The sequence below is a fragment of the Variovorax sp. EBFNA2 genome, assembly GCF_033802765.1.
GTDB classification, from domain to species: domain Bacteria; phylum Pseudomonadota; class Gammaproteobacteria; order Burkholderiales; family Burkholderiaceae_C; genus Variovorax; species Variovorax paradoxus_H.
In genome coordinates, this window is the sequence record NZ_CP138496.1 from 471233 (window position 1) to 496105 (window position 24873).

Sequence of the window (24873 nt, forward strand, 5' to 3'; positions counted from 1 at the left end):
TCTTGGGCAGCTCGGCGCGAATCTCGAGCGCGCCGATCATCTGTGCTTGCCCAGGCGGTTCTTGAGGAAAGACTTGAGCGTGTCGAGCGTGAGTTCTTCCGCGCCGTCTTTCAGTTTCACGAAGGCTTTCGGCGACTGCCCGCGGTATTCGTCGGGCACGCCGATCACGCAGACCTCGGCCACCGACGGGTGTTCGTACACCGCCTCCTCGAGCACGCGCGGGTACACGTTGTAGCCGCCGCACAGCAGCATGTCCTTGGTGCGGTCGACGATGTACAGGTAGCCGTCGGCGTCCATCTTCGCGACGTCGCCGCTGCGGAAGTAGCCGTCGGCCGTCATCGACTCGGCGGTGGCCTTCGGGTTGTTCCAGTAGCCCTTCATGACGTTCGGGCCCTGCACGCACAGCTCGCCGGGTTCGCCGAACGCGGTCACGTCTTTGGTCGGATCGTCCAGGCTCACGAGCTTGATGCGCACGCGCGGCAGCGGCATGCCGCACGAGCCGGCCTTGCGCACGCCGCGCGCGGGCGTGAAGGTGCCCACGGGCGAGGTCTCGGTCATGCCCCAGCCTTCGTTGAGGTGGCAGCCGGTGAGTTCGAAGAAGCGCTGCTCCACCTCCACCGGCAGCGGCGCGCCGCCCGAGCCGCAGAACTTCAGCGAGCGCAGGTCCATCTCTTTGGCCTTGGGGTGCGAAAGGATGGCGGTGTACATGGTCGGCACGCCGGGGAAGACGCTGATCTTGCTGGCCGCGAGTTCGTTCATCACCGCGTCGACATCGAAGCGCGTGTGCAGCACCAGCGCCGCACCCAGGCGCACGCCCAGCAGCATCGCGGCGCTGAGCGCGAAGATGTGGAACAGCGGCAGCACGACCAGGAAGCGCTCGCCGCCCTCGACCAGGATCGGCGGCTCGCCGCGCGTCGATTCGTAGTACTGCGCCGAGGCCGACGTGAGGTTGGCGTGCGTGAGCATCGCGCCCTTGGGCAGGCCGGTGGTGCCGCCGGTGTACTGCAGCACCACGATCTCTTCGGTCAGGTCGCCGAGCGGGTAGGTCTGGTGCGTGCCTTCGCTCTGGAGCAGGTCGGTGAAGCGCACGTGGCGCGCGTCCACCGGCACGGGCGCGATCTGGCCTGCGGCCTGCAGCTGGGCCTGCACCTTGTCGCCCGCCGCGCCGTAGTCGCCGAGGCTGCCGACCACCAGCGTCTTCAGGCGCGAGCTGTCGAGCAGGCGCGCCATCAGCGGGTAGAGGTTCACGAGGTCGAGCGTGACGAGGATGTCGGTGCGGCTGTCCTCGATCTTGTGGGCCAGCACGCGCTCGGCGTCGAGCGGCGAGTAGTTCACCACCGTGCCGCCGGCTTTCAGCACGGCGAAGAAGGCGATGGGGTAGTGCGGCGTGTTCGGCAGGTAGAGGCCGACATGCACGCCCGGCTTCACGCCCAGGTCCTGCAGGCCCTTGGCGGCACGGTCGACCGCCTCGCCAAGCTGGCGGTAGCTGAGCGACTGGCCCATGAACTCGACGGCCGAATGGTCGGGCCAGCGCGCGACCGCCTCATCGAGCATCTGCTGCACCGGCTTGACGGGCAGCTCGGCGTCCCAGCGCATGCCGGGCGGGTAGTTGCGCGTCCAGGGGGTGGGGTCGTCCGAGGAAAGGGTCGCCATGCGTTGTGTCTCCGCTGTGTTCGGGTCACTATAGCGCCGGCCTTTCGCATCGTGGAGTGGCGGCTGACAAGCCGGCGACACGGGTTTTCCCGATTTCCCACACGCTGGATGCCCCTGTCGCCGGGCTGGGACAATGGCGGGCTTATGGCAAAACAACGGATCGTGGTCGGGCTGAGCGGCGGGGTGGACTCCGCGGTCACCGCGCACCTGCTCAAGCAGCAGGGGCACGAGGTGGTCGGCATCTTCATGAAGAACTGGGAAGACGACGACGACAGCGAGTACTGCTCGTCGAACATCGACTTCATCGACGCCGCCAGCGTGGCCGACGTGCTGGGCATCGAGATCGAGCACGTCAACTTTGCCGCCGACTACAAGGACCGCGTGTTCGCCGAGTTCCTGCGCGAGTACAAGGCCGGCCGCACGCCGAACCCCGACGTGCTGTGCAACGCCGAGATCAAGTTCAAGGCTTTTCTCGACCACGCCATGCGGCTGGGCGCCGAGAAGATCGCCACGGGCCACTACGCCCGCGTGCGCCTGAACGAGGCCACGGGCCGGCACGAGCTGCTCAAGGGGCTCGACAACTCGAAGGACCAGAGCTACTTCCTGCACCGCTTGAACCAGGCGCAGCTGTCGAAGACGCTGTTCCCGGTCGGCGAGCTGCACAAGACCGAGGTGCGCCGCATCGCCGAAGAAATCGGCCTGCCCAACGCGAAGAAGAAAGACTCGACCGGCATTTGCTTCATCGGCGAGCGGCCGTTCCGCGACTTCCTGAACCGCTACATCTCGAAAGAACCGGGCCCGATCAAGGACGACCGCGGCCGCAAGCTCGGCGAGCACCAGGGCCTGAGCTTCTACACGCTGGGCCAGCGCCAGGGGCTGGGCATTGGCGGCGTGAAGGAGAAGGGCGCACAACGCGGCGCGGGCGACCATTCGCCCTGGTTCGTCGCGCGCAAGGACGTCGAGAAGAACACGCTGTGGGTGGTGCAGGGGCACGACCATCCGTGGCTGCTGTCGACCGAACTGAAGGCAGACGACGCGAGCTGGGTCGCCGGTGAAGCACCCGCTGCGGGCACCTACGGTTCGAAGGCTCGCTACCGGCAAGCCGATGCGGCCTGTGAGTTGGGCGACGGCGCCAACGGCGCCTTCAGCCTGCGCTTCGGTGCGCCGCAATGGGCGGTCACGCCGGGGCAGTCGGCCGTGCTCTATGACGGCGAGCGCTGCCTCGGGGGCGGCGTCATCGTCTGAACCGGGCGGCTGGCTGGCCGCTCAGCGCGGCTGGCGCACGCCGTCGTCGGTGTGGATCAGCGACAGCGGGTGGCGCTTGCCGGCGAGGTAGTCCTCGATGCAGCGCAGCAGCAGCGGGCTGCGATGGCGCGCCACGCTGGCGCGAATCTCGTCCACGGTCATCCAGAGCGTGCGCACGATGCCTTCGTCGAGCGCGCGGCCCTCTTCGCGTGCACCGAGTTCGCCGGTGAAGGCAAAGCGCATGTAGGTCACGTCGGGCTGCTCGGCCGAGCGCGCCATGTAGACGCCCAGCAGCGCGGTCGGCGTGAAGGCGTGGGCCGTTTCCTCGAGCGTCTCGCGGATGCAGCCGTCCTCGGGCGACTCGCCGGGGTCGAGGTGGCCGGCGGGGTTGTTGAGCTTCAGGCCGTCGTCGGTCTGCTCTTCGACGAGCAGGAAGCGGCCGTCTTGCTCGATCACCGCGGCCACGGTGACATTGGGTTTCCAGCGTGTGGGCATCGTGGGCGCGAGTCTATCGGCTATCGGCCGATCGCTGCACCCCAGGCGCCGCGGTCGGGAGCGCTTCAGCGCCGGCCGGTGGCGGTCCGCGTGTCCACCTCGATGGTTTCCAGCCGGTAGCCGAGACCGTAGACGGCCAGCAATAGAAAACCGTTCGAGGGGCGCAGTTCGAGCTTGGTGCGCAACCGCGACACATGGGTGTCGAGCGAGCGCGACAGGGCTTCGATGCCGAGTCCCCAGACGGCCTCGTGCAGGTGCTCGCGCGAGAGCAGGCGCCCCAGGTTCTGGAACAGGAAGAGCGCGAGTTCGTATTCGCGGTTTTTCAGCTCGACCGTGACGCCATGGACCTTGATGGCGCGTGAGGGCGGAAAGAAGTGGTACGGGCCGAACACCAGTTCGGGCTCGTTGCGCGAAGGATAGGAGCGGCGCAGCAGGGCGTTGACGCGGGCCTCGAACTCGATCGGGCGCAGCGGCTTGGCCATGAAGTCGTCGGCACCGACGTTGAGGCCTTCGACCATGTCGGTGTCGCCATGGTGCTCGGTCACGAACAGGATCGGCATGCGGCTCTTGTAGTCCTGCCGGATCGTCTTGACGACGTCGGGGCCGTTCATGTCGGGGAGGCGCCAGTCGAGAACCAGCAGGTCGAAGGTTTCGCGGCGCATGGCGTGAAGCAAGGCCTTGCCGGCAGCGTAGGTGTGGCACTCGTGACCGAGGCTCGCCATGGATTGGTTGATCAGCCGGAGTTGCTCCGGCTCGGTGTCGAGTACTGCGATTCGCATTCCATTCCCTTGTTCCGCCCTGTGCGGGCCTCTATGTGTCCGCAATATGAATCGAAGTGTATCTATCTGCTTCAGGGATTTGGAATGCGAATTGCCATTAATTCACTCAAATTGATTTTATGTCTGTGATTCAATCGCTAATTGATGGCAATTGGGCTCAATTGATTTCAATCCAGTGGCGCGAATGGATTCAGCGGCATACGGGTTTCAACCCATGGCGGGCCGCCTGTTTCCGGCATCGCATCGGCGCTCAATTTGCTATCAATTAAGTAGCTGAAAAATCAACACACATGGGCGTTGGACGGCGATATGCATGCGGTATCTTGGCGACAGTGAACGCTTGTAATCTTGCTGTAAGCTCTGCCCGCATTCCGTGCTGCCCCCTTCCCCTGAGGAGAACTCTATGTTGATAGGCGTGCCTGCCGAGACAGCGGCTGGCGAAACCCGAGTGGCCGTGACACCCGAAACGGTGAAGAAACTGGTCGCTTCCGGGCACATCGTTCGTGTTCAGTCGGGAGCCGGCGTTGCAGCCAGCGTCACCGATGCGGCTTACCAGACCGCTGGCGCGGAAATCACAGACCAGGCGGGCGCGCTCTCCGCCGACATGGTGCTCAAGGTGCGCACGCCCAGCGACGCCGAAGCGGCGCAGCTGAAGGCCGGCGCCGTCGTCATCGGCATGCTCAATCCCTTCGACGCGGCCGGCCTGCAACGCCTGGCTGCCGCGGGCGTCACGGCCTTCGCCCTCGAAGCCGCGCCGCGCACCACGCGCGCCCAGAGCATGGACGTGCTCAGCTCGCAGGCCAACATCGCCGGCTACAAGGCCGTGATGATCGCGGCCGACAAGTACCAGCGCTTCTTCCCGATGCTCATGACCGCGGCCGGCACCGTGAAGGCCGCGCGCGTCGTCATCCTGGGCGTCGGCGTGGCCGGGCTGCAGGCGATTGCCACGGCCAAGCGCCTGGGCGCCGTGATCGAGGCGTCGGACGTGCGTCCGAGCGTCAAGGAGCAGATCGAGTCGCTGGGCGGCAAGTTCATCGAGGTGTCCTACGACACCGACGAAGAGAAAGAGGCCGCGGTCGGTGTCGGCGGCTACGCCAAGCCGATGCCCCCGAGCTGGCTCGCGCGCCAACAGATCGAGGTCGCCAAGCGCGTGGCGCTGGCCGACGTGGTCATCAGCACCGCGCTCATTCCCGGCCGTGCCGCGCCCACCCTCATCACCGAGGAGATGGTCAAGTCCATGAAGCCGGGCTCGGTCATCGTCGACATCGCGGCCGGCAAGGGCGCGGACGGCGTTGGCGGCAACTGCCCGCTGTCGGAGGCCGACAAGACCGTGGTCAAGCATGGCGTGACCATCGTCGGCGAAACCAACCTCGCGGCGCTGGTGGCGGCCGACGCGTCGGCGCTCTATGCGCGCAACGTGCTCGACTTTCTCAAGCTCGTCGTCACGAAGGAAGGCGCGCTCAAGATCGACCTCGAGGACGACATCGTCGCCGCCTGCCGCGTCACGCAGGACGGCCAGGTCACGCGCAAGTAAGAAGAGCAGGCTGCCTTTCATGAATCGCACCATGCTTCGCGCGAAGCTGCATCGCGCCACCGTGACCGAAGCCGACCTGCACTACGAAGGCTCGTGCGGCATCGACGAAGACCTGCTCGACGCGGCCGACATGCGCGAGTACGAAAAGATCGAGCTGTACAACGTCAACAACGGCGAGCGCTTCTCGACCTACATCATCAAGGCGGCGCGCGGATCGGGCGCCATCTCGCTCAACGGCGCGGCGGCGCGCAAGGCGCATGTGGGCGACCTGCTCATCATCTGCACCTACGCCCCCATGACCGAGGCCGAAGCCGCGGACCACAAGCCCAAGGTGGTGCTGCTTGGCGATGCCAACCGCATCAACGAAGTCAAGAAGCTCTGACAGAGCCCAAGACCAAGAGACAGAGACCGAACGAGGAGAAGAAAACACCATGGAAATCGTTTCGCACACCGTCATCAACCTGACCATCTTCGTGCTGGCCATCTATGTCGGCTACCACGTGGTCTGGACCGTCACGCCCGCGCTGCACACGCCGCTCATGGCCGTGACCAATGCCATCTCGGCCATCGTGATCGTGGGCGCCATGTTGGCCGCCGCGCTCACCACCACGCCGCTGGGCAAGACCATGGGCGTGCTCGCCGTGGCGCTGGCCGCGGTGAACGTCTTCGGCGGCTTCCTGGTCACGCGCCGGATGCTCGAGATGTTCAAGAAGAAAGACAAGAAGGCCGCCCCCAAGGCTGTTGAGGGAGCCGCCAAGTGAGCATGAACCTCGTCACGCTGCTGTACCTCGTTGCCAGCGTCTGCTTCATCCAGGCCCTGAAGGGCCTGTCGCATCCCACCACCTCGATCCGCGGCAACGTCTTCGGCATGACCGGCATGGCGATCGCCGTGCTGACCACCATCGCGCTGGTGCATGCACAGGCGCGCGCCCTCAACGTCGACTTCACCACCGGCATCGCCTGGGTGCTGGCCGCCGTCGTGGTGGGCGGTGGGCTGGGCGCCTTCATGGCCAACAAGGTCGAGATGACCAAGATGCCCGAGCTGGTCGCCTTCATGCACAGCATGATCGGCCTGGCCGCGGTGTTCATCGGCGTGGCCGCGGTGGCCGAGCCCTGGGCCTTCGGCATCACCGCCGCGCCCGTGGCGGCCGTCATCGGTTCGCGCACGCCCGACGGCGCGGTGCTCTTCGAGGGCTTCGTACGCCACGGCATTCCTTACGGCAACCGGCTCGAGCTGTTCCTGGGGGCGGCCATCGGCGCCATCACCTTCAGCGGCTCGGTCATCGCCTTCGGCAAGCTCTCGGGCAAGTACAAGTTCCGCCTGTTCCAGGGCGCGCCGGTGCAGTTCAAGGGCCAGCACATGCTGAACCTGGTGCTGGGCCTGGCGACCATCGCACTGGGTCTGGTGTTCGTGGCCACCGAAAGCTGGCCGGCGTTCTTCGCCATGCTGGCACTGGCCTTCGTGATGGGCGTGCTCATCATCATCCCGATCGGCGGCGCCGACATGCCGGTGGTGGTGTCGATGCTCAACAGCTACTCGGGCTGGGCGGCGGCCGGCATCGGCTTCAGCCTGAACAACGCGATGCTGATCGTGGCCGGTTCGCTGGTGGGCTCGTCGGGCGCGATCCTGAGCTACATCATGTGCAAGGCCATGAACCGCTCGTTCTTCAACGTGATCCTGGGTGGCTTCGGCGGCGAGGCGGCCGCGGCCACCGGCGGCGCGAAGGAGCAGCGCCCCGTGAAGACCGGCAGTGCCGACGACGCGGCCTTCGTGCTCGGCAACGCCGAGACCGTGGTCATCGTGCCGGGCTACGGCCTGGCCGTGGCGCGCGCCCAGCACGCCGTGAAGGAACTGGCGGCCAAGCTCACCGAGAAGGGCATCACCGTCAAGTACGCCATCCACCCGGTGGCAGGGCGGATGCCCGGCCACATGAACGTGCTGCTGGCCGAGGCCGAGGTGCCCTACGACCAGGTGTTCGAGATGGAAGACATCAACGGCGAGTTCGGCCAGGCCGACGTGGCGATCATCCTGGGTGCCAACGACGTGGTGAACCCCGCGGCGCACACCAAGGGCAGCCCGATCTATGGCATGCCCATCCTGGAGGCCTACAAGGCCAAGACCGTCATCGTGAACAAGCGCTCCATGGCGGCGGGTTATGCCGGCCTGGACAACGAACTCTTCTACATGGACAAGACCATGATGGTCTTTGGCGATGCGAAAAAAGTAGTGGAAGATATGGGCAAGGCCATCGAATAGGCCGAAGGTCCGCGCCCGCGATGCGGGCCCGATCGTCGCGGCGCCTCACGTGCGCCGTTTTCGTTTTAAAAAACTCATCCGACTCCGAGGAGACACATCCATGACCGAACGCCCCTGGCTCAGCAGCTACCCGCAAGGCGTACCCGCCGACATCGACGCTTCGCAGTACCCGTCGCTGGTGGCGCTCATGGAGGAGAGCTTCACCAGGTACGCCGACCGCACGGCCTACAGCTTCATGGGCAAGGACGTCAGCTACGCGGAGACCGACAAGCAGAGCAAGGCCTTCGCCGCGTACCTGCAGGGCCTGGGCCTGGCCAAGGGCGACCGCGTCGCCGCGATGATGCCCAACTGCCCGCAGTACCCGATTGCGGTGGCCGGCATCCTGCGCGCGGGCCTGATCCTGGTGAACGTGAACCCGCTGTACACGCCGCGCGAACTCGAGCACCAGTTGAAGGACTCAGGCGCCAAGGCGATCGTCATCATGGAGAACTTCGGCACCACGCTGCAGCAATGCATCGCGGCCACGCCGATCAAGCACATCGTGCTGGCCTCCATGGGCGACCGGCTCGGCTTCCTGAAGGGCGCGCTGGTCAACTACGTGGTGCGCAACGTGAAGAAGCTGGTACCGCATTTCAGCCTGCCGGGCGCGGTGCGCTTCAACGACGCGCTCGACAAGGGCGCAAGCGGCAAGCTCAAGCCCGTGGCCATCGGCCCCGACGACGTGGCCGTGCTGCAGTACACCGGCGGCACCACCGGCGTGTCCAAGGGTGCGGTGCTGCTGCATCGCAACGTGATCGCCAACGTGCTGCAGTCCGAAGCCTGGAACGAGCCCGTCATGGCCAAGGTGCCGGCCAACGAGCAGCCCACCAGCGTGTGCGCGCTGCCGCTGTATCACATCTTCGCGTTCACGGTCGGCATGATGCTGAACATGCGCACGGGCGGCAAGCTGATCCTCATTCCGAATCCGCGCGACATCCCCGGCGTGCTGAAAGAACTGTCGAAGCACACCATCCACAGCTTCCCGGCCGTCAACACGCTGTTCAACGGGCTGGCGAACCACCCCGACTTCAACACCGTCAACTGGAAGAACCTGAAGGTTTCGGTCGGCGGCGGCATGGCCGTGCAGGCCGCGGTGGCCAAGCTCTGGCTCGAGAAAACCGGCTGCCCGATCTGCGAAGGCTACGGCCTCTCGGAAACCTCGCCCTCGACCACCTGCAACCCGACCAACAGCACCGCCTACACCGGCACCATCGGCCTGCCGCTGCCGAGCACCTGGCTCAAGCTGCTCGACGACGAGGGCAACGAAGTGCCGACCGGCGAGCGCGGCGAAATCGCCATCAAGGGCCCGCAGGTCATGGCCGGCTACTGGCAGCGCCCCGACGAGACCGCCAAGGTCATGACGCCCGACGGCTACTTCAAGAGCGGCGACATCGGCGTGGTCGACGAGCGCGGCTACTTCAAGGTGGTCGACCGCAAGAAGGACATGATTCTGGTGTCGGGCTTCAACGTGTACCCGAACGAGATCGAAGACGTGGTGTCGATGCTGCCCGGCGTGCTCGAATGCGCGGCGGTCGGCGTGCCCGACGACAAGACCGGCGAGGCCGTGAAGCTCGTCATCGTCAAGAAGGACCCGGCACTCACCGAAGCTCAGGTGCGCGAGTACTGCCGCGCCAACCTCACGGGCTACAAGCAGCCGCGCGTGATCGAATTCCGCACCGACATGCCCAAGACCCCGGTGGGCAAGATCCTGCGGCGCGAGCTGCGGGATAGCAAGAAGTAGTAAGGGTTCCGCCCGGGTGGGCCCGGGGCATCGATCTTGCATATTCGCGGGTCGATGCTCAGATTCATCTATGTCCGCCTAGGCTTGCTCGTGCCGACCTTCATCGGCATGACGCTGCTGGCCTTCTTTCTCATCCGGCTGGTGCCGGGTGACCCCATCGAGACCATGGCTGGCGAGCGCGGGATCGACCCCGCGCGCCATGCCGAGCTGCGCACCGCCATGGGCCTGGACAAGCCCTTGCTCGTGCAATACGGCATCTACATCGGCCGTGTGCTGCAGGGCGACCTGGGCAAGTCGCTCATCACGCAGGACACGGTGATGAGCGAGTTTCTTGCGCTCTTTCCGGCCACGGTCGAACTCGGCGTGTGCGCGATTCTTTTCGCGCTGCTGCTCGGCCTGCCGGCCGGCATCGTTGCGGCGGTGCGGCGCAACTCCATCTTCGACCACGGTGTGATGGCCACATCGCTCACCGGCTACTCGATGCCGATCTTCTGGTGGGGCCTGCTGCTCATCCTGTTCTTCTCGGTGCAGCTGGGCTGGACACCTGTGTCGGGCCGCATCTCGGTGCAGTACTTCGTCGAGCCGCAGACCGGCTTCCTGCTGATCGACGCACTGCGCGCCGGCGAGACCGAGGCTTTCTGGTCGGCGCTGCACCACCTCATTCTTCCGGCCATCGTGCTGGGCACCGTGCCGCTGGCCGTGATTGCGCGCATGACGCGCTCGGCCATGCTCGAGGTGCTGGGCGAGGACTACATCCGCACCGCGCGCGCCAAGGGCCTGTCGCGCTTTCGCGTGGTGGGCCTGCACGCGCTGCGCAACGCGCTGATCCCCGTCGTGACCGTGATCGGCCTGCAGATCGGCGTGCTCTTCACCGGCGCGATCCTCACCGAAACCATCTTCTCCTGGCCCGGTGTCGGCAAGTGGCTCATCGAGGCCATCGGCCGGCGCGACTACCCCGTGCTGCAAGGCGGCATGCTGCTGCTGGGCGGCATCGTGATGCTGCTCAACCTGCTGGTGGACATCGCGTACGGCGTCATCAACCCGCGGATCAGGCACTGAGTCGATGACGAGCAACACCCACGCCGTCACCCCCGGCTCGCAGGCCGCGGCGCCTCCCGGCCCGTGGCGCGAGTTCTGGACCGCCTTCTCGGCGAACCGCGGCGCGGTCATCGGCCTCGTCACCATCGTGGTGCTGCTGCTCGTCGCGCTGTTCGCTCCATGGATCGCGCCGCATGCGCCGAACGAAACCAACGCCGCCGCCTTTCTCAAGCCGCCGGCCTGGCAGGAGGGCGGGTCATGGAGTTACCTGCTCGGCACCGACGCCATCGGGCGCGACATCCTGTCGCGGCTCATGCATGGCGCGCGGCTGTCGCTGTCGATCGGTGTCGCGGTGGTGGCGCTGTCGGTGGTGGTGGGCGTGGTGCTCGGGCTCGTCGCCGGCTTCTTTCGCGGCGTGCTCGAGATCACGATCATGCGGATGATGGACATCATCCTCACGATGCCCAGCCTGCTGATGGCCATCGTGATCGTCGCGATCCTCGGGCCGGGGCTCGTCAACGCGATGCTCGCCGTGGCCATCGTCGTGCTGCCGCACTACGTGCGCATCACGCGCGCCACCGTCATCGCCGAGGTCTCGCGCGACTACGTGACCGCGGCGCGCGTGAGCGGTGCCGGCACGCTGCGCCTGATGTTCCGCGAGGTGCTGCCCAACTGTTCGGCACCGCTGATCGTGCAGGCCTCGCTCGGCGTCTCGACCGCCATCCTCGACGCGGCGGCGCTCGGCTTCATCGGACTCGGTGCGCAGCCGCCGTCGCCCGAGTGGGGAACGATGCTGGCCGACGCGCGCGAGTTCGTATTGCGCGCGTGGTGGGTCGTCACCTTCCCGGGCCTTGCGATTCTTGCGGCGGTGCTGGCCTTCAACCTGTTGGGCGACGGCTTGCGCGATGCGCTCGACCCGAAGCTCAAGCGCTGAAGCAAAGGAAAGCACAGATGCCTTTGCTGGACATCAAGGACCTGCACGTCGAGTTCCCCACGCAAGGTGGCGTGATGCACGCCGTCGACGGCGTGAGCCTCACGCTCGAAGAGGGCGAGGTGCTCGGCATCGTCGGCGAATCCGGCTCGGGCAAGAGCGTCACGATGATGGCGCTCATGGGCCTCGTCGGCTTTCCGGGCCGCGTGCGCGCCGAGCACATGCGCTTCGCGGGCAAGGAGCTGCTCGGCATCTCCGACAAGGCGCGCCGCACGCTGGTCGGCAAGGAGGTCGCGATGATCTTCCAGGAGCCGACCACCAGCCTCAACCCCTGCTTCACCATCGGTTTCCAGCTCATGGAAACGCTGCGGCTGCACCTGAAGCTCGACAAGCGCGAAGCGAAGAAGCGCGCCACCGAGCTGCTCGAACAGGTGGGCATTTCCGCCGCATCGTCGCGCCTGGGCAGCTTCCCGCACCAGCTCTCGGGCGGCATGAACCAGCGCGTGATGATCGCGATGGCCATCGCCTGCAACCCGCGCCTCCTGATCGCCGACGAGCCGACCACCGCGCTCGACGTGACCATCCAGGCGCAGATCCTCGACCTGCTGCGCGACCTGCAGAAGGAGCGCGGCATGGCGCTCGTGCTCATCACGCACAACATGGGCGTGGTCAGCGAGATGGCGCAGCGCATCGCCGTGATGTACGCGGGGCAGGTGATGGAGCACCAGCGCGTCGATCGTTTGTTCGCGTCGCCGCAGCACCCCTACACCGAGGCCTTGCTCGCGGCGCTGCCAGAGCGTGCCGCGCCCGAGGGGCGGCTTGCGACCATCAGCGGCGTGGTGCCCGGCGTGCACGACCGGCCCGCGGGCTGCCTGTTCGCACCGCGCTGCGGCTACGTCACCGAGCGCGCCTGCCAGGTGCGACCGGCGCTGCGTGCGTGGCAGGGCGCCGAGGTGCGCTGCCACTTTCCGCTCGGCGAGCCGGGGCGCGCAGACGCCATCGCGCAAGATCCGCCGCGCGTCGCCATCGCGGAGGTGCTGCCATGAGCGACGCACCGTCGGAGATCGTGGTCGAAGCGCGCAACCTGCAGCGCACCTACGACGTGCGGCGCGGGCTGTTCCGTGCGCCGGCGCAGCTGCGTGCCGTGGGCGACATCTCGTTTCGCCTCGAACGCGGGCGCACGCTCGCGGTGGTGGGCGAATCGGGCTGCGGCAAGTCGACGCTCGCGCGCATGGTCGCGCTGATCGAGAAGCCCACAGCGGGTCAGCTGACGCTGATCGGCGCCGACGCGGTGAGTCCGCCGCATGAGCGCAAGCGCGAGCTGCGCCAGGCCGTGCAGCTGGTGTTCCAGAACCCATACGGTTCGCTCAACCCGCGCAAGAAAATTTCTGCGGTGCTCGAAGATCCGCTGGCCATCAACACCACGCTGAGCAAGCCGGAGCGCGCCGACAAGGCGCGCGAGATGCTCGCCCGCGTCGGCCTGCGCCCCGAGTACGCCAACCGCTACCCGCACATGTTCTCGGGCGGCCAGCGCCAGCGCATCGCCATTGCGCGCGCGCTCATGCTGTCGCCGCGCCTCTTGGTGGCCGACGAGCCGGTGTCGGCGCTCGACGTGTCGATCCAGGCGCAGGTGCTGAACCTGCTGGCCGACCTGCAGGCCGAGCTGGGGCTGGCGTACCTCTTCATCTCGCACGACCTGGGTGTGGTGCGCCACATCGCGCACGACGTGCTCGTGATGTACCTGGGCCATGCGGTGGAGCACGGGCCCAAGTCGCGCATCTTCGCGCGGCCGTTGCATCCGTACACGCAGGCGCTGCTGGCCTCGACGCCGGGCCTGAGCAGCCAGCGCATCGTGCTCAAGGGCGAGCTGCCGTCGCCGCTGAATCCGCCCTCGGGCTGCGTCTTCAGCACGCGCTGCCCGCACGTGCAGCCGCGCTGCCGCGAGGAGCGCCCCGCGCTGCGCGCGCTCGACGAACGGCGGGTGGCCTGCCACTACGCCGAACAGTTTCTCGATGGCGCGCCTGCCGTGCGCGCCGATGGTCCCGTGCTCGCCGCTTCCTGAAGAAGAGTGGAGTGGCGATTTTTCAACCCTGTCTCGAGGAGTCCCCATGACGACCCAGTCCTCCGTTTCGCGCCGCTCACAAAAGCTGGCGCTCCTGGCACCGGCAGCGCTCACGGCCCTTACCCTGGCCTGCGGCGCCGTGTCAGCCAAGACGTTGGTGTACTGCTCCGAAGGAAGCCCGGAAAATTTCTATCCGGGCATGAACACCACCGGCACGTCGTTCGATGTGACCACGCAGGTCTACAACACGATCGTCGAGTTCGAGCGCGGCGGCACCAAGGTCATGCCGGGACTCGCTGAAAAATGGGACATCTCGGCCGACGGCACCGTGTACACCTTCCACCTGCGCAAGGGCGTGAAGTGGCACACCACGAGCAAGAGCTTCAAGCCCACGCGCGACTTCAACGCCGACGACTTCATCTTCATGCTCGAGCGCCAGTGGAAGGAGAGCGACCCCTTCTTCAAGGTCACGAGCCAGAACCACTCGTACTTCAACGACATGGGCATGCCCAAGCTGCTGAAGTCGGTGGACCGCATCGACGACCACACGGTGAAGATCACGCTCAACCAGGCCGAGGCGCCGTTCCTGGCCAACCTGGCGATGCAGTACGCGGGCATCCAGTCCAAGGAATACGCCATCGCGATGCTGAAAGCCGGCACGCCCGAGAAGGTCGACCAGGACCCGGTCGGCACCGGGCCGTTCTACCTCGTGCAGTACCAGAAGGACGCGATCATCCGCTTCAAGGCCTTCCCGCAGTACTGGGGCGGCAAGGCCAAGATCGACGACCTCGTGTTCGCGATCACGCCCGACGCGTCGGTGCGCTGGGCCAAGCTGCAGAAGGGCGAGTGCCACGTCATGCCGTACCCGAACCCGGCCGACCTCGATGCGATCCGCAAGGACCCGAACGTGCAGGTGCTGGAGCAGCCGGGCCTGAACGTCGGCTACCTCTCGTACAACACGACGAAGAAGCCTTTCGACGACGTGCGCGTGCGCAAGGCCATCAACATGGCGATCAACAAGAAGGCCATTATCGACGGCGTGTACCTCACGACCGGCGTGGCCGCGAAGAACCCGATTCCGCCGACCCTGTGGTCCTACAACGACGCGACCAAGGACGATCCGTACGACCCCGAAGCGGCGAAGAAGCTGCTGGCGACGGCCGGCTTCCCCGATGGTTTCAGCACCGACCTGTGGGCCATGCCGGTGCAGCGCCCGTACAACCCGAACGCCAAGCGCATCGCCGAGCTGATGCAGGCCGACCTCGCCAAGATCAACGTCAAGGCCGAGATCAAGAGCTTCGAGTGGGGCGAGTACCGCAAGCGCCTGCAGGCCGGCGAGCACCAGATGGGCATGCTGGGCTGGACCGGCGACAACGGCGACCCGGACAACTTCCTCTACACGCTGCTGGGCTGCGCCTCGGCCAAGTCGGCCAGCGGCAGCAACATCTCGAAGTTCTGCTACCAGCCGTACGAAGACCTCGTGGTGAAGGCCAAGAGCACGGTCAAGCAGGCCGATCGCGACGCGCTCTACAAGAAGGCGCAGGTCATCTTCAAGGAGCAGGCGCCGTGGTTCACCATCGCGCACGCGGTGCAGCTGAAGCCGGTGCGCAAGGAAGTCGTCGACTTCAAATTGAGCCCGTTTGGCCGCCACACCTTCTACGGCGTGGACATCAAGTAAGCCGTGGTGGTTGCGCCCATCGCCATCGTGGCGGCCATGCACGAGGAGCTGAGCGCGCTCCTCGCACGAATGCCCGACGAGCAGCGCGTGCGCGTCGCCGACCGCGACTTCTGGGTCGGCCACCTGCAGGGCCAGCTCGTGGTTGCGGTGCTGTCGCGCATCGGCAAGGTCGCCGCGACGGTCACGGCCACGGTGCTGCTCGAGCGCTTCGGCGTGCGGGCGATCGTGTTCACGGGCGTGGCGGGCGGATTGGCGCCGGGCGTGAATGTCGGCGACGTGGTCGTGGCGACCGAGCTGCTGCAGCACGACATGGACGCCTCGCCGATCTTTCCGAAGTACGAGGTGCCGCTGATGGGACGCTCGCGCTTCGCGGCCGATGCGGCCATCGGCGATGCACTGGCGGCGGTGGCGGAAGCTGCGCTGCGCGATCCGGTGAGCCTGGTGGGGCAGAAGGCTGTCGATGAATTTCGCCTGCAATCGCCGAAGGTGCATCGCGGCCTGCTGATCAGCGGTGACCGCTTCGTCTCGACCACCGCGGAGAGCGGGGCCCTGCAGCGCTCGTTGCCCGATGCGCTCGCGGTCGAGATGGAAGGCGCGGCGATGGCGCAGGCCTGCCACGACTACGGCGTGCCCTTTGCGGCACTGCGGACCATTTCAGACCGCGCCGACGATGCCGCGCACGGCGACTTCACGCGTTTCGTGGCCGAGGTGGCGAGCCGCTACAGCCTCGCGCTCGTCGACGCCTGGCTCGCCTCCTTGCCGCGCGACGCGGCCTGAAGCACCTACGGCGCGAGCCGGCGCAGCGCCGGCAGGTCGCGCAGCAGCGGCGGGATCGACAGCGCCAGCAGCAGCGCGGCCAGGGGCACGACGCAGATGAAGCCCACGTGCTTGAAGCCCAGCGCACCCACCGCGCCCCCGAGCACGAACATGCCGACCAAGCCGCCGCAGCGGCGCAGCCTGCTGCGGTCGTGGCGCACCGGCAGCGGCGTGGACGGCGCGCGCCGGTTCCAGTAGAGCATCTTGCCCAGCTCGATCCCCACGTCGGTGATGTTGCCGGTCATGTGGGTGGTGCGCGTGCTGCCGCCCGAGGTCTTCGATGCCACGGCGTTCTGCAGCCCCATGATGAACGACAGCAGCAGCACCGTGAGCGGCACGGCGAACGGCGTGGCCCAGGTCAGCGTGATGGCGCCGGCGAGCCCGAACGGGAACATCAGCGCGGCCTCCAGCAGCAGCGGCAGCGCATACACGCCATGCAGCCGGTGCTGGCGTGCCCAGTTCACCAGCACCGCGCAGACCGCGGCGCCGCTCACGAACGCCAGGATCGCGCCCATCGCGTTCAACAGCAGCGTGAGGTTGCCCAGCACCATGCCGTCCGCCAGCTGCGAGGCGAAGCCGGTCATGTGCGAGGTGTACATGTGCAGCACGAGGAAGCCGCCCGCATTGACGGCGCCGGCATTGAAGGCCAGCAACAGGCCGAGCGCGGTGTTCGTCGACGGCGCGCGGTGGCGGTTGGTGAGGAAACGAAGTCTGCGCACGGGGCTCTCCAAAGCAGCTGCCTGCCGGCAGTCACTCTAGCACCCGATGCGCGGCGTTACTTGAGCCAGCCGCGCCGGCGGAAGTACCACATCGGCACCAGCGCGCTCGCTGCCATCAGCGCCAGCGCGTACGGGTAGCCGACCTGCCAGTCGAGCTCGGGCATGTACTTGAAGTTCATGCCGTAGATGCTCGCGATCAACGTGGGTGGCAGCAGCGCGACGCTGGCCACCGAGAAGATCTTGATGGTCTTGTTCTGGTTGATGTTGATGAAACCGACGGTCGCATCCATCAGGAAGTTGATCTTGTCGAAGAGGAAGGCCGTGTGGTTGTCCAGCGATTCGATGTCGCGCAGGATCTGGCGCGCTTCTTCAAATTGCTCGGCGTTGAGCATCTTGCTGCGCATCATGAAGCTCACGGCGCGGCGTGTGTCCATCACGTTGCGGCGGATGCGGCCGTTCAAGTCTTCCTGCCGCGCGATGGCGCCCAGCACCTCGCCGGCCAGCTCGTCGCTGACGTTGCCCGAGAGCACCTTCTTGCCGGCGACTTCGAGCTCGTCGTAGATGTTCTCCAGCGTGTCGGCCGAGTATTCGGCGTCGGCGTCGAAGAGCTTGAGCATCACTTCCTTCGCGTCTTCGATCAGCCCCGGTGCGCGGCGTGCGCGCATGCGCAGCAGGCGGAACACGGGCACGTCTTCGTCGTGGATCGAGAACAGCACGCCGCGGCTGCGCAGGTCGGTGTTGTGCTGGTTGAGGATGAAGGCGACGCGCACGGTGCGCGGGTCTTCGTCGTCGTCGATCAGGAAGTCGGAGCGGATGTGCAGCTCGCCGTTGTCTTCCTCGTAGAAGCGGGCGGATTCCTCGATGTCCTCGTCCATCGCGTCTTCGGGAATGGAGAGGCCGTAGTACTGCTTGATCCAGCGCTTTTCTTCGAGCGTGGGCGACTCGAGGTCGACCCAGATCGGCTGGAACTTGGAGAGCTCTTCGAGCGACTCGATCTCTTCCTGGACGAGGCGGCCGTTGGCGAGCGTAAAGATATTGAGCATGGGCTCACTCCCGGGAATGACTGAACGATGGGCGAGGGAGGGGCGCTTTCAATTCCCGCGGACCCGGCGTCAGTACATCATGCGCGGCGTCGCAAGGGAGTTGAAAGCTGCCGAGACGGGGCGGTTTCCATGGGGAGTCTCCGGTTGCAGCGAGGCGCGATTATGTCATTGGCCATTGGGCGGCAAGGCACTCGGACTGGACGGACATACAGTAAAGTCGTGCCCATGCAGACCGCTGCGCCCCCCATTGTTTCCACAGCACCCAAGACGCAAGCCGAGCGCCTGGCCGCGGCGCTCGCCGCGCTCAACGACGACCAGCGCGCGGCGGTCGAGCACGGCGTGGGCGCCGCGCTCGGCGAAGACCACCGGCCGCTGCTCGTGATCGCCGGCGCGGGCTCGGGCAAGACCAGCACGCTGGCGCACCGGGTGGCGCACCTGATCGCGGGCGGGGTCGATCCGCAGCGGCTGCTGCTGCTCACCTTCTCGCGCCGCGCCGCGCAGGAAATGGAGCGCCGCGCGGGCCAGGTGCTGGCGCGCGTGCTGGGCCTGAAGTCGGAGCGCCCGCCCGCGCTGCCGTGGGCCGGCACCTTCCACGGCATCGGCGCGCGGCTGCTGCGCGAGTACGCCGCGCAGATCGGGCTCGACGAAAACTTCACCATCCACGACCGCGGCGACGCCGAAGACCTCATGGGGCTGGTGCGGCACGAGTTGGGCCTGTCGTCCACGGTCAACCGTTTTCCGCGCAAGGGCACCTGCCTGTCGATCTACTCGCGTTGCGTGAACACGCGCGCGCCGCTGGCCGAGGTGCTGAAAGACAGCTTTCCCTGGTGCGCCGAGTGGGAGTCCCAGCTCAAGACGCTCTTCGGCGCCTACGTCGAGGCCAAGCAGCAGCAGAACGTGCTCGACTACGACGACCTGCTGCTCTACTGGGCCGAAATGGTCGCCGAGCCCGCGCTGGCTGCGCACGTCGGCGCGCGCTTCGACCATGTGCTGGTCGACGAGTACCAGGACACCAACCTGCTGCAGGCCGCGATCCTGCGGGCCATGAAGCCCGACGGGCGCGGCGTGACGGTGGTGGGCGACGACGCGCAGTCGATCTACTCGTTCCGCGGCGCCACGGTGCGCAACATCCTCGACTTTCCCTCGCAGTTCTCGCAAGAGGCGCGCATCGTCACGCTGGAGCGCAACTACCGCTCGACGCAGCCGATCCTCGACGTGTCGAACCGCGTCATCGCGCAGGCCGCCGAGCGACACGCCAAGACGCTGTGGACCGACAAGCCCTCGGCCGGCAAGCCGGTGCTGGTGCTCGTGCCCGACGAGGCCGGGCAGGCGCGCTGGGTGGCCGACAAGGTCCTGGCGCACCGCGAGGGCGGGCTCGCGCTGAAGTCGCAGGCGGTGCTGTTTCGCACCTCGTCGCACAGCGCGGCGCTCGAACTGGAGCTGGCGCGGCGCAACATCCCGTTCGTGAAGTTCGGCGGGCTCAAGTTCCTCGAGGCCTCGCACGTGAAGGACCTGCTCGCCGTGCTGCGTTTCGCACAGAACCCGCGCGGACGCATGGCGGGCTTTCGCGTCACGCAGCTCATTCCCGGCGTGGGCCCGGCCACGGGCACGCGCCTGCTCGACGCGATGGACCAGGCGGCCGACCCGGCCGCGGCCGTGCGCGACTTCGTGCCGCCGTCCGCCGCGCGTGAACAGTGGGCCGACTTCGCCCAGGCCTATGCCGCCTTGCGCGAACCGTCGCTGAAGTGGCCGGCCGACGTGGAGGTCGCGATGCAGTGGTACCAGCCGCACCTGGAGCGGCTGTACGAAGACACCTCGGGCGTGCGGCGCGCCGACGTCGAGCAGCTGGCGCGGCTGGCGGGCGGCTATGGCTCGCGCGAACGCTTCCTCACCGAGCTCACGCTCGATCCGCCCGAAGCCACGAGCGACCGGCCCGGCCCGCCGCTGCTCGACGAGGACTACCTGATCCTGTCGACCATCCATTCGGCCAAGGGCCAGGAGTGGAACTCGGTGCATGTGATCAACGTGGTCGACGGCTGCATGCCGGCCGACGTGGCGCAGGGCGCGCACGAGCTGGAAGAAGAGCGGCGCCTGCTCTACGTGGCGATGACGCGGGCCCGCGACCACCTGCACCTGGTGATGCCGCAGCGCTTCCACATCACGCAGCAGGCGGCGCGCGGCGACCGGCACCTGTACGCCAACCGCACCCGCTTCATCAGCGAGTCCGACCTCGCGGGCTTCGATCTGCAGACCTGGCCGCCGCCGCCGGTGCTGCCGCCCGCCGTGCCGCCGCCGGCCGCGGTGATCGACCTGCGCAACCGCATGCGCGCCGCCTGGCGCTGAACGGGCCGGCCCTTTGGCCGGGAGGGTCACTGCATGTGGTGCGTGGAAACACTTGCTTCCAATGTGCCGCAACTGCATGCCCCTGCGCGTGGGTAGCTATGGAATCAATAGCAGATCAGCGCATGCAATACACCGGCCCGTCACTCGGGCAAGCCCCGGTATTGCAATACCGTGACAGCTTGGGCATAGTGAATCCGACCGCCCCCTTTCTCGATCTCTCTCTCTCTCTTCTTCTCCCTCTCTCCCAACCTCACCTGTTTCGCCGGCCACGCTTCATCCTGGAGCGCGGTCATTTCCCCAACCGTCAATTCTCAGGAGGTCATTCATGAATTTGACGATCAGCGGTCATCACCTCGACGTCACACCTGCCTTGCGCACCTACGTCACGAGCAAGCTGGACCGGATCACGCGACATTTCGACCAGGTGGTCGATGTCAAGGTGATCCTCACGGTGGAAAAGCAGAAGGAAAAGGAACGCCGCCAAAGGGCGGAGTGCAACATTCACGTCAAGGGCAATGACATGTTCGCGGAATCGAGCCACGCTGATCTGTACGCCGCGGTCGATGAACTGGTCGACAAGCTCGACCGCCAGGTGGTCCGCCACAAGGATCGCCTGCAGGACCACCATCACGTGGCGCCCAAGCGCGTGATGTAAGTCCGGGCCCCGCGCCCCGCATCGCAGGCCGCCTTCGGGCGGCCTTTTGTTTGTCCGAGCACATTGGTGGGGCTTTGCAAAGGCTTACAGGGGAAGCGACGCCTCACGGCAACACATGTAGACGAAAGTAATTAGGGGGACTGGGGGTTTTTACCAAGGAGGTGCATAATCGCCCCCGCTCTGACCCCACCATGAATCGCCTCGCGTCCATCCTGCCGCCCGCTCAAGTGCTCGTGAGCGTTGACGCCACCAGCAAGAAACGTGCTTTCGAAGAAGCTGGCCTTCTGTTCGAAAGCCTTCATGGCCTGGGACGCGCCCTGATCACCGACAGCCTGTTTGCGCGCGAGCGTCTCGGCTCCACCGGTCTGGGCCATGGCGTTGCCATTCCGCATGGCCGCATCAAGGGCCTCAAGGCGCCGATGGCCGCGGTGTTCCAGCTGGCGAATCCCATCGGCTTCGACGCCCCCGACGAGCAGCCCGTGGCGCTGCTGATCTTCCTGCTGGTGCCCGAAGCGGCCACGCAGAAGCACCTCGAAATCCTGTCTGAAATTGCCGAGCTGCTGAGCGACGCAGGCCTGCGCGAGCAGATCAAGTCCAGCACCGACGCCGCCGCGCTGCACGGCCTCATTGCCGGCTGGCAATCGACCCAGGTCGCCTGAGCGCACGCGCCGGGCGGGCCGCTGCTGATAAGCTGCGGCGACGCTTTCTCTCCCTCCATCCTGACCAGAATGCCGGCGTCCCGCGCCGGCCGCCGCACGCATGAAGCCGACCGTCATCAGCGCCGATGCCATGTTCGAGGAGTTCCGCGGATCGCTCCGCTGGGAATGGCTCGCGGGGCTCGGCGCCTCGGAGCGCCAGTTCGACCCCGACGTCATCAGCCGCGCGCAGTCGGCGGCCGACCTGGTCGGCTATCTGAACTACATCCACCCGTACCGCGTGCAGATCCTGGGTGCGCGCGAGGTGGCCTACCTCACACGCGGCAGCAAGGAAGACTGCGTGCGCCGCATCGGGCGCATCGTCACGCTGGAGCCGCCGATGCTGGTGCTGGCCGACGGCCAGGCCGCGCCCGACGAGTTGCTGTCGATCTGCGAGCGCGCGCAGCTGCCGCTCTTTGCCACGCGCGAATCGTCGGCCTTCGTGATCGACCTGCTGCGCGCCTACCTGTCCAAGCACTTCGCCGAGCGCACCTCGATGCACGGCGTGTTCATGGACATCCTGGGCATGGGCGTGATGATCACGGGCGAGTCGGGGCTCGGAAAGAGCGAGCTCGGCCTGGAGCTGATCTCGCGCGGCAACGGCCTCGTGGCCGACGACGCGGTCGACCTGTACCGCATCAACCAGAACACCATCGAGGGGCGCTGCCCCGACCTGCTGCTGAACCTGCTGGAAGTGCGCGGCATCGGCCTCTTGGACATCCGCGCGATCTTCGGCGAGACGGCGGTGCGCCGGAAGATGCGCCTGAAGCTCATCGTGCACCTCGTGCGGCGCGACAGCTTCGAGCGCGACTACGAGCGCATGCCCTCGGCGCCGCTCACGCAGGACGTGCTGGGCATTCCGGTGCGCAAGGTCATCATCCAGGTGGTGGCAGGGCGCAACATCGCCGTGCTGGTGGAAGCCGCGGTGCGCAATTCGATCCTGCAGCTGCGCGGCATCGACACCTACGCCGACTTCGTGGCGCGTCACCACAAGGCGATGGAGAGCGGGCGCGATCCGGACTGAGCAAAGAAAAAAGCCCTTCCAGCTGAAGGGCTGGAAGGGCCGCTGTCTGCTTCAGCAGGTCTTCAGCGTCAGCGCTTCTTGACGCAATCGCCGCACAGGCCGTACAGCGACATGGCGTGGTCCTGCAGGATCCAGCCCTTGTCCTTGGCGATCATCTGCTGACGGCGCTCGATCTCGGCGTCGTAGAACTCCTCGACCTTGCCGCACGAGGTGCAGATCAGGTGGTCGTGGTGGGTGCCTTCGTTCAGCTCGTAGACCGCCTTGCCGCTTTCGAAGTGGCTGCGCTCCAGGATGCCGGCCTGCTCGAACTGCGTCAGCACGCGGTACACGGTGGCCAGTCCGATGTCGGAGTGTTCGTTGAGCAGCACGCGAAAGACGTCTTCCGCTGTCATGTGCCGCTGGCTGCCGGTCTGGAAGATCTCGAGGATCTTCAACCGCGGCAAGGTGGCCTTGAGGCCGGTGTTCTTGAGTTCGTCGATGTTGGCCATGATGGTTCCTGCGCCCTGGGCTGAGGCCGGGCCTTCAGGCTCGGCCGCTACAATGTTCGATCATATCGCTACCCCCTCTTCTCCCATGCCTGCCATCCTCCAACGCCGGCCCTGGTTGCTGGTTGCTGCCATTGCGGCGACGCTCGCCCTCGGTGCCTGCAGCGGTTTCAGCGAACGCACGCGTGGCGCGCTGTCTGCCGTCACTCCCTACAAAGTCGAAGTGGTGCAGGGCAATTTCGTGTCGAAGGAACAGGTCGCGGCGCTCAAGCCCGGCATGTCGCGCCAACAGGTGCGCGAGATCCTCGGCACCTCGCTGCTGAACGACGTCTTCCACGCCAACCGCTGGGACTACGTCTTCACGATCCGCCGCCAGGGCGTCGATCCGCAGGAGCGCCGCCTGACCGTGTTCTTCAACGGTGAACTCATGGACCGCTTCCAGGGCGACGAGATGCCCAGCGAAGAAGAGTTCGTTGCCACGCTCGACACCCGCCGCAAGACCGGCAAGGTGCCGCAGCTCGAGGCCACCGAAGACGAGCTCAAGAAATACGCGCCCAAGGGCGAAAAGAAAGCCGACACCACCGGCACCCCGGCGGCCCCCGTGCCTGCGCTGCCGGCCGCCTACCCCCCGCTCGAAGCCGCGCGCTGAGCGTGCGCGGCAGGGCTCCGGCGGCGGCCACCCCTCCTGCGGGCGGTGCCCGCCGGACCGGTGGTTGGCTTGCGTCGGTGTCCATGGCTCCCGTAGGGACTTTTCAAAGACTGAATCGCCGTGACTGAACCGACCACCACCCCCACTTCCGTTTCTTCTTCCTCCGCTCCCGCGCTGCGCCGGGTCGCGATTGCCGGCGCCTCGGGCCGCATGGGCCACATGCTGATCGAAGCCGTGCGCAACGCGCCCGACTGCCGCCTGGCCGGCGCGCTCGACATCGCAGGCAGCGCCGCCCTCGGCGCCGATGCCGCGGCCTTCCTGGGCTTCACCAGCGGCGTGCCCATCGTGGCCGACCTGCGCACCGGGCTGCAAGATGCGCAGGTGCTCATCGACTTCACCCGCCCCGAAGGCACCATGGCGCACCTGGCCGTGTGCCGCGAGCTGGGCGTGCAGGCCGTGATCGGCACCACCGGCTTCAGCGACGCGCAGAAGGCCGAGATCGCCGAGATCGCGAAAGACATCGCCATCATGTTGGCGCCCAACATGAGCGTGGGCGTCAACGTCACGCTCAAGCTGCTCGACATGGCCGCCCGCGCGATGGCCACCGGCTACGACATCGAGATCGTCGAGGCCCACCACCGCTTCAAGGTCGACGCCCCCTCGGGCACCGCGCTCAAGATGGGCGAAGTGATCGCCGACGCGCTGGGCCGCGACCTCAAGGACTGCGCCGTGTACGGCCGCGAAGGCATCACGGGCGAACGCGACCCGTCGACCATCGGCTTTGCCACCATCCGCGGCGGCGACATCGTGGGCGACCACACCGTGCTGTTCGCCGGCATCGGCGAGCGCATCGAAATTTCCCACAAGTCGTCCAGCCGCGTGACCTACGCGCAGGGCGCGCTGCGTGCGGTGCGCTTCCTGGGCGGCCAGCGCAACGGCCTGTTCGACATGTTCGACGTACTCGGCCTGCGCTAAACGTCGCGAACCACAAA

24 protein-coding genes are annotated in these 24873 nt (G+C 66.6%); 18 read left to right on the forward strand and 6 right to left on the reverse strand.

From position 1 onward, the window contains the following. Positions 1–36: 36 nt before the first annotated feature. Positions 37–1653, reverse strand: coding sequence for a long-chain fatty acid--CoA ligase (locus RZE79_RS02160; RefSeq protein ID WP_319358840.1), 1617 nt, complete (start codon positions 1651–1653; stop codon positions 37–39). Between the two features lie 144 nt (positions 1654–1797). Here RZE79_RS02160 and mnmA point away from each other — a divergent pair, with 144 nt between their 5' ends. After that, positions 1798–2898, forward strand: coding sequence for a tRNA 2-thiouridine(34) synthase MnmA (gene mnmA / locus RZE79_RS02165; RefSeq protein WP_319358841.1), 1101 nt, complete (start codon positions 1798–1800; stop codon positions 2896–2898). A gap of 21 nt (positions 2899–2919) precedes the next feature. Here mnmA and RZE79_RS02170 read toward each other — a convergent pair whose 3' ends face one another. Continuing rightward, positions 2920–3393: an NUDIX hydrolase gene (locus RZE79_RS02170; protein WP_153281035.1), complete on the reverse strand. Its 474-nt coding sequence runs from the start codon at positions 3391–3393 to the stop codon at positions 2920–2922. Between the two features lie 65 nt (positions 3394–3458). Further along, positions 3459–4172, reverse strand: a complete 714-nt coding sequence (locus RZE79_RS02175; RefSeq protein WP_319358842.1) for a response regulator transcription factor — start codon at positions 4170–4172, stop codon at positions 3459–3461. Positions 4173–4575: 403 nt separating this feature from the next. Here RZE79_RS02175 and RZE79_RS02180 point away from each other — a divergent pair, with 403 nt between their 5' ends. The 11 genes from RZE79_RS02180 (at position 4576) to RZE79_RS02230 (ending at position 16229) form a co-directional block, all read left to right on the forward strand. Further along, complete coding sequence (locus tag RZE79_RS02180; RefSeq protein ID WP_319358843.1) at positions 4576–5706, forward strand: Re/Si-specific NAD(P)(+) transhydrogenase subunit alpha; 1131 nt, start codon at positions 4576–4578, stop codon at positions 5704–5706. Between the two features lie 19 nt (positions 5707–5725). Further along, positions 5726–6088, forward strand: a complete 363-nt coding sequence (gene panD, locus RZE79_RS02185; protein WP_319358844.1) for an aspartate 1-decarboxylase — start codon at positions 5726–5728, stop codon at positions 6086–6088. Between the two features lie 49 nt (positions 6089–6137). Further along, a complete protein-coding gene (locus RZE79_RS02190; protein ID WP_099794706.1) occupies positions 6138–6467 on the forward strand; it encodes an NAD(P) transhydrogenase subunit alpha in 330 nt (109 codons plus the stop codon). Continuing rightward, on the forward strand, positions 6464–7963 hold the full coding sequence (locus tag RZE79_RS02195) for an NAD(P)(+) transhydrogenase (Re/Si-specific) subunit beta (protein WP_319358845.1): 1500 nt from the start codon (positions 6464–6466) through the stop codon (positions 7961–7963). Before RZE79_RS02190 ends, RZE79_RS02195 begins: the two co-directional genes overlap by 4 nt. Positions 7964–8063: 100 nt before the next feature. Continuing rightward, positions 8064–9743, forward strand: coding sequence for a long-chain-fatty-acid--CoA ligase (locus RZE79_RS02200; RefSeq protein ID WP_319358846.1), 1680 nt, complete (start codon positions 8064–8066; stop codon positions 9741–9743). Between the two features lie 54 nt (positions 9744–9797). After that, complete coding sequence (locus tag RZE79_RS02205; RefSeq protein ID WP_070063398.1) at positions 9798–10802, forward strand: ABC transporter permease subunit; 1005 nt, start codon at positions 9798–9800, stop codon at positions 10800–10802. 4 nt (positions 10803–10806) lie between these two features. Next, positions 10807–11715 carry an ABC transporter permease subunit gene (locus RZE79_RS02210; protein ID WP_319358847.1) on the forward strand — a complete coding sequence of 303 codons (909 nt, stop codon included), beginning with the start codon at positions 10807–10809 and terminating at the stop codon, positions 11713–11715. A gap of 17 nt (positions 11716–11732) precedes the next feature. Next, positions 11733–12758, forward strand: a complete 1026-nt coding sequence (locus tag RZE79_RS02215; protein ID WP_319358848.1) for an ABC transporter ATP-binding protein — start codon at positions 11733–11735, stop codon at positions 12756–12758. Beyond that, positions 12755–13774, forward strand: coding sequence for a peptide ABC transporter ATP-binding protein (locus tag RZE79_RS02220; RefSeq protein WP_319358849.1), 1020 nt, complete (start codon positions 12755–12757; stop codon positions 13772–13774). The genes RZE79_RS02215 and RZE79_RS02220 overlap by 4 nt, the downstream gene beginning before the upstream one ends. A 46-nt stretch (positions 13775–13820) precedes the next feature. After that, positions 13821–15452, forward strand: a complete 1632-nt coding sequence (locus RZE79_RS02225; RefSeq protein ID WP_319358850.1) for an ABC transporter substrate-binding protein — start codon at positions 13821–13823, stop codon at positions 15450–15452. A gap of 6 nt (positions 15453–15458) precedes the next feature. Further along, entirely contained in the window at positions 15459–16229 is a 771-nt protein-coding gene (locus RZE79_RS02230) for a 5'-methylthioadenosine/adenosylhomocysteine nucleosidase (protein ID WP_319358851.1), read from the forward strand. Between the two features lie 5 nt (positions 16230–16234). Here RZE79_RS02230 and RZE79_RS02235 read toward each other — a convergent pair whose 3' ends face one another. Beyond that, the gene (locus RZE79_RS02235) at positions 16235–16987 is read right to left on the reverse strand and encodes a YoaK family protein (protein ID WP_319358852.1); all 753 of its coding nucleotides are present in this window, start codon (positions 16985–16987) and stop codon (positions 16235–16237) included. Between the two features lie 56 nt (positions 16988–17043). Continuing rightward, on the reverse strand, positions 17044–18030 hold the full coding sequence (gene corA, locus RZE79_RS02240) for a magnesium/cobalt transporter CorA (RefSeq protein WP_153281023.1): 987 nt from the start codon (positions 18028–18030) through the stop codon (positions 17044–17046). 225 nt (positions 18031–18255) lie between these two features. Between corA and RZE79_RS02245 the strand changes: the two genes are divergently transcribed. From RZE79_RS02245 to hprK, 4 genes are all read left to right on the forward strand, one after another. Further along, positions 18256–20373, forward strand: a complete 2118-nt coding sequence (locus RZE79_RS02245) for an ATP-dependent helicase (protein WP_319358853.1) — start codon at positions 18256–18258, stop codon at positions 20371–20373. Between the two features lie 325 nt (positions 20374–20698). After that, entirely contained in the window at positions 20699–21028 is a 330-nt protein-coding gene (gene hpf, locus RZE79_RS02250) for a ribosome hibernation-promoting factor, HPF/YfiA family (protein WP_013538898.1), read from the forward strand. A 191-nt stretch (positions 21029–21219) separates the two neighbouring features. Next, complete coding sequence (locus RZE79_RS02255; RefSeq protein WP_042581318.1) at positions 21220–21687, forward strand: PTS sugar transporter subunit IIA; 468 nt, start codon at positions 21220–21222, stop codon at positions 21685–21687. 100 nt (positions 21688–21787) lie between these two features. Then, positions 21788–22747, forward strand: coding sequence for an HPr(Ser) kinase/phosphatase (gene hprK, locus RZE79_RS02260; protein ID WP_062481041.1), 960 nt, complete (start codon positions 21788–21790; stop codon positions 22745–22747). Between the two features lie 68 nt (positions 22748–22815). On the opposite strand, the gene fur is transcribed toward hprK, so the two are convergent. Beyond that, positions 22816–23235, reverse strand: a complete 420-nt coding sequence (gene fur, locus RZE79_RS02265) for a ferric iron uptake transcriptional regulator (protein ID WP_056584276.1) — start codon at positions 23233–23235, stop codon at positions 22816–22818. Positions 23236–23320: 85 nt separating this feature from the next. Here fur and RZE79_RS02270 point away from each other — a divergent pair, with 85 nt between their 5' ends. After that, on the forward strand, positions 23321–23881 hold the full coding sequence (locus RZE79_RS02270; RefSeq protein WP_153281021.1) for an outer membrane protein assembly factor BamE: 561 nt from the start codon (positions 23321–23323) through the stop codon (positions 23879–23881). Positions 23882–24091: 210 nt separating this feature from the next. Continuing rightward, the gene (dapB, locus tag RZE79_RS02275; protein WP_319361068.1) at positions 24092–24856 is read left to right on the forward strand and encodes a 4-hydroxy-tetrahydrodipicolinate reductase; all 765 of its coding nucleotides are present in this window, start codon (positions 24092–24094) and stop codon (positions 24854–24856) included. Positions 24857–24873: the final 17 nt, after the last annotated feature.

What these genes read in the sequence shown, in the direction of transcription:
- RZE79_RS02270 (WP_153281021.1), top strand. Translation starts at nt 23,321, where the DNA reads ATGCCTGCCATCCTCCAACGCCGGCCCTGGTTGCTGGTTGCTGCCATT.
- RZE79_RS02215 (WP_319358848.1), top strand. Translation starts at nt 11,733, where the DNA reads ATGCCTTTGCTGGACATCAAGGACCTGCACGTCGAGTTCCCCACGCAA.
- RZE79_RS02210 (WP_319358847.1), top strand. Translation starts at nt 10,807, where the DNA reads ATGACGAGCAACACCCACGCCGTCACCCCCGGCTCGCAGGCCGCGGCG.
- RZE79_RS02245 (WP_319358853.1), top strand. Translation starts at nt 18,256, where the DNA reads ATGCAGACCGCTGCGCCCCCCATTGTTTCCACAGCACCCAAGACGCAA.
- hprK (WP_062481041.1), top strand. Translation starts at nt 21,788, where the DNA reads ATGAAGCCGACCGTCATCAGCGCCGATGCCATGTTCGAGGAGTTCCGC.
- RZE79_RS02205 (WP_070063398.1), top strand. Translation starts at nt 9,798, where the DNA reads ATGCTCAGATTCATCTATGTCCGCCTAGGCTTGCTCGTGCCGACCTTC.
- RZE79_RS02225 (WP_319358850.1), top strand. Translation starts at nt 13,821, where the DNA reads ATGACGACCCAGTCCTCCGTTTCGCGCCGCTCACAAAAGCTGGCGCTC.
- panD (WP_319358844.1), top strand. Translation starts at nt 5,726, where the DNA reads ATGAATCGCACCATGCTTCGCGCGAAGCTGCATCGCGCCACCGTGACC.
- hpf (WP_013538898.1), top strand. Translation starts at nt 20,699, where the DNA reads ATGAATTTGACGATCAGCGGTCATCACCTCGACGTCACACCTGCCTTG.
- RZE79_RS02175 (WP_319358842.1), bottom strand. Translation starts at nt 4,172, where the DNA reads ATGCGAATCGCAGTACTCGACACCGAGCCGGAGCAACTCCGGCTGATC.
- RZE79_RS02160 (WP_319358840.1), bottom strand. Translation starts at nt 1,653, where the DNA reads ATGGCGACCCTTTCCTCGGACGACCCCACCCCCTGGACGCGCAACTAC.
- fur (WP_056584276.1), bottom strand. Translation starts at nt 23,235, where the DNA reads ATGGCCAACATCGACGAACTCAAGAACACCGGCCTCAAGGCCACCTTG.
- dapB (WP_319361068.1), top strand. Translation starts at nt 24,092, where the DNA reads ATGGGCCACATGCTGATCGAAGCCGTGCGCAACGCGCCCGACTGCCGC.
- RZE79_RS02255 (WP_042581318.1), top strand. Translation starts at nt 21,220, where the DNA reads ATGAATCGCCTCGCGTCCATCCTGCCGCCCGCTCAAGTGCTCGTGAGC.
- RZE79_RS02190 (WP_099794706.1), top strand. Translation starts at nt 6,138, where the DNA reads ATGGAAATCGTTTCGCACACCGTCATCAACCTGACCATCTTCGTGCTG.
- RZE79_RS02200 (WP_319358846.1), top strand. Translation starts at nt 8,064, where the DNA reads ATGACCGAACGCCCCTGGCTCAGCAGCTACCCGCAAGGCGTACCCGCC.
- RZE79_RS02180 (WP_319358843.1), top strand. Translation starts at nt 4,576, where the DNA reads ATGTTGATAGGCGTGCCTGCCGAGACAGCGGCTGGCGAAACCCGAGTG.
- RZE79_RS02170 (WP_153281035.1), bottom strand. Translation starts at nt 3,393, where the DNA reads ATGCCCACACGCTGGAAACCCAATGTCACCGTGGCCGCGGTGATCGAG.
- RZE79_RS02220 (WP_319358849.1), top strand. Translation starts at nt 12,755, where the DNA reads ATGAGCGACGCACCGTCGGAGATCGTGGTCGAAGCGCGCAACCTGCAG.
- corA (WP_153281023.1), bottom strand. Translation starts at nt 18,030, where the DNA reads ATGCTCAATATCTTTACGCTCGCCAACGGCCGCCTCGTCCAGGAAGAG.
- mnmA (WP_319358841.1), top strand. Translation starts at nt 1,798, where the DNA reads ATGGCAAAACAACGGATCGTGGTCGGGCTGAGCGGCGGGGTGGACTCC.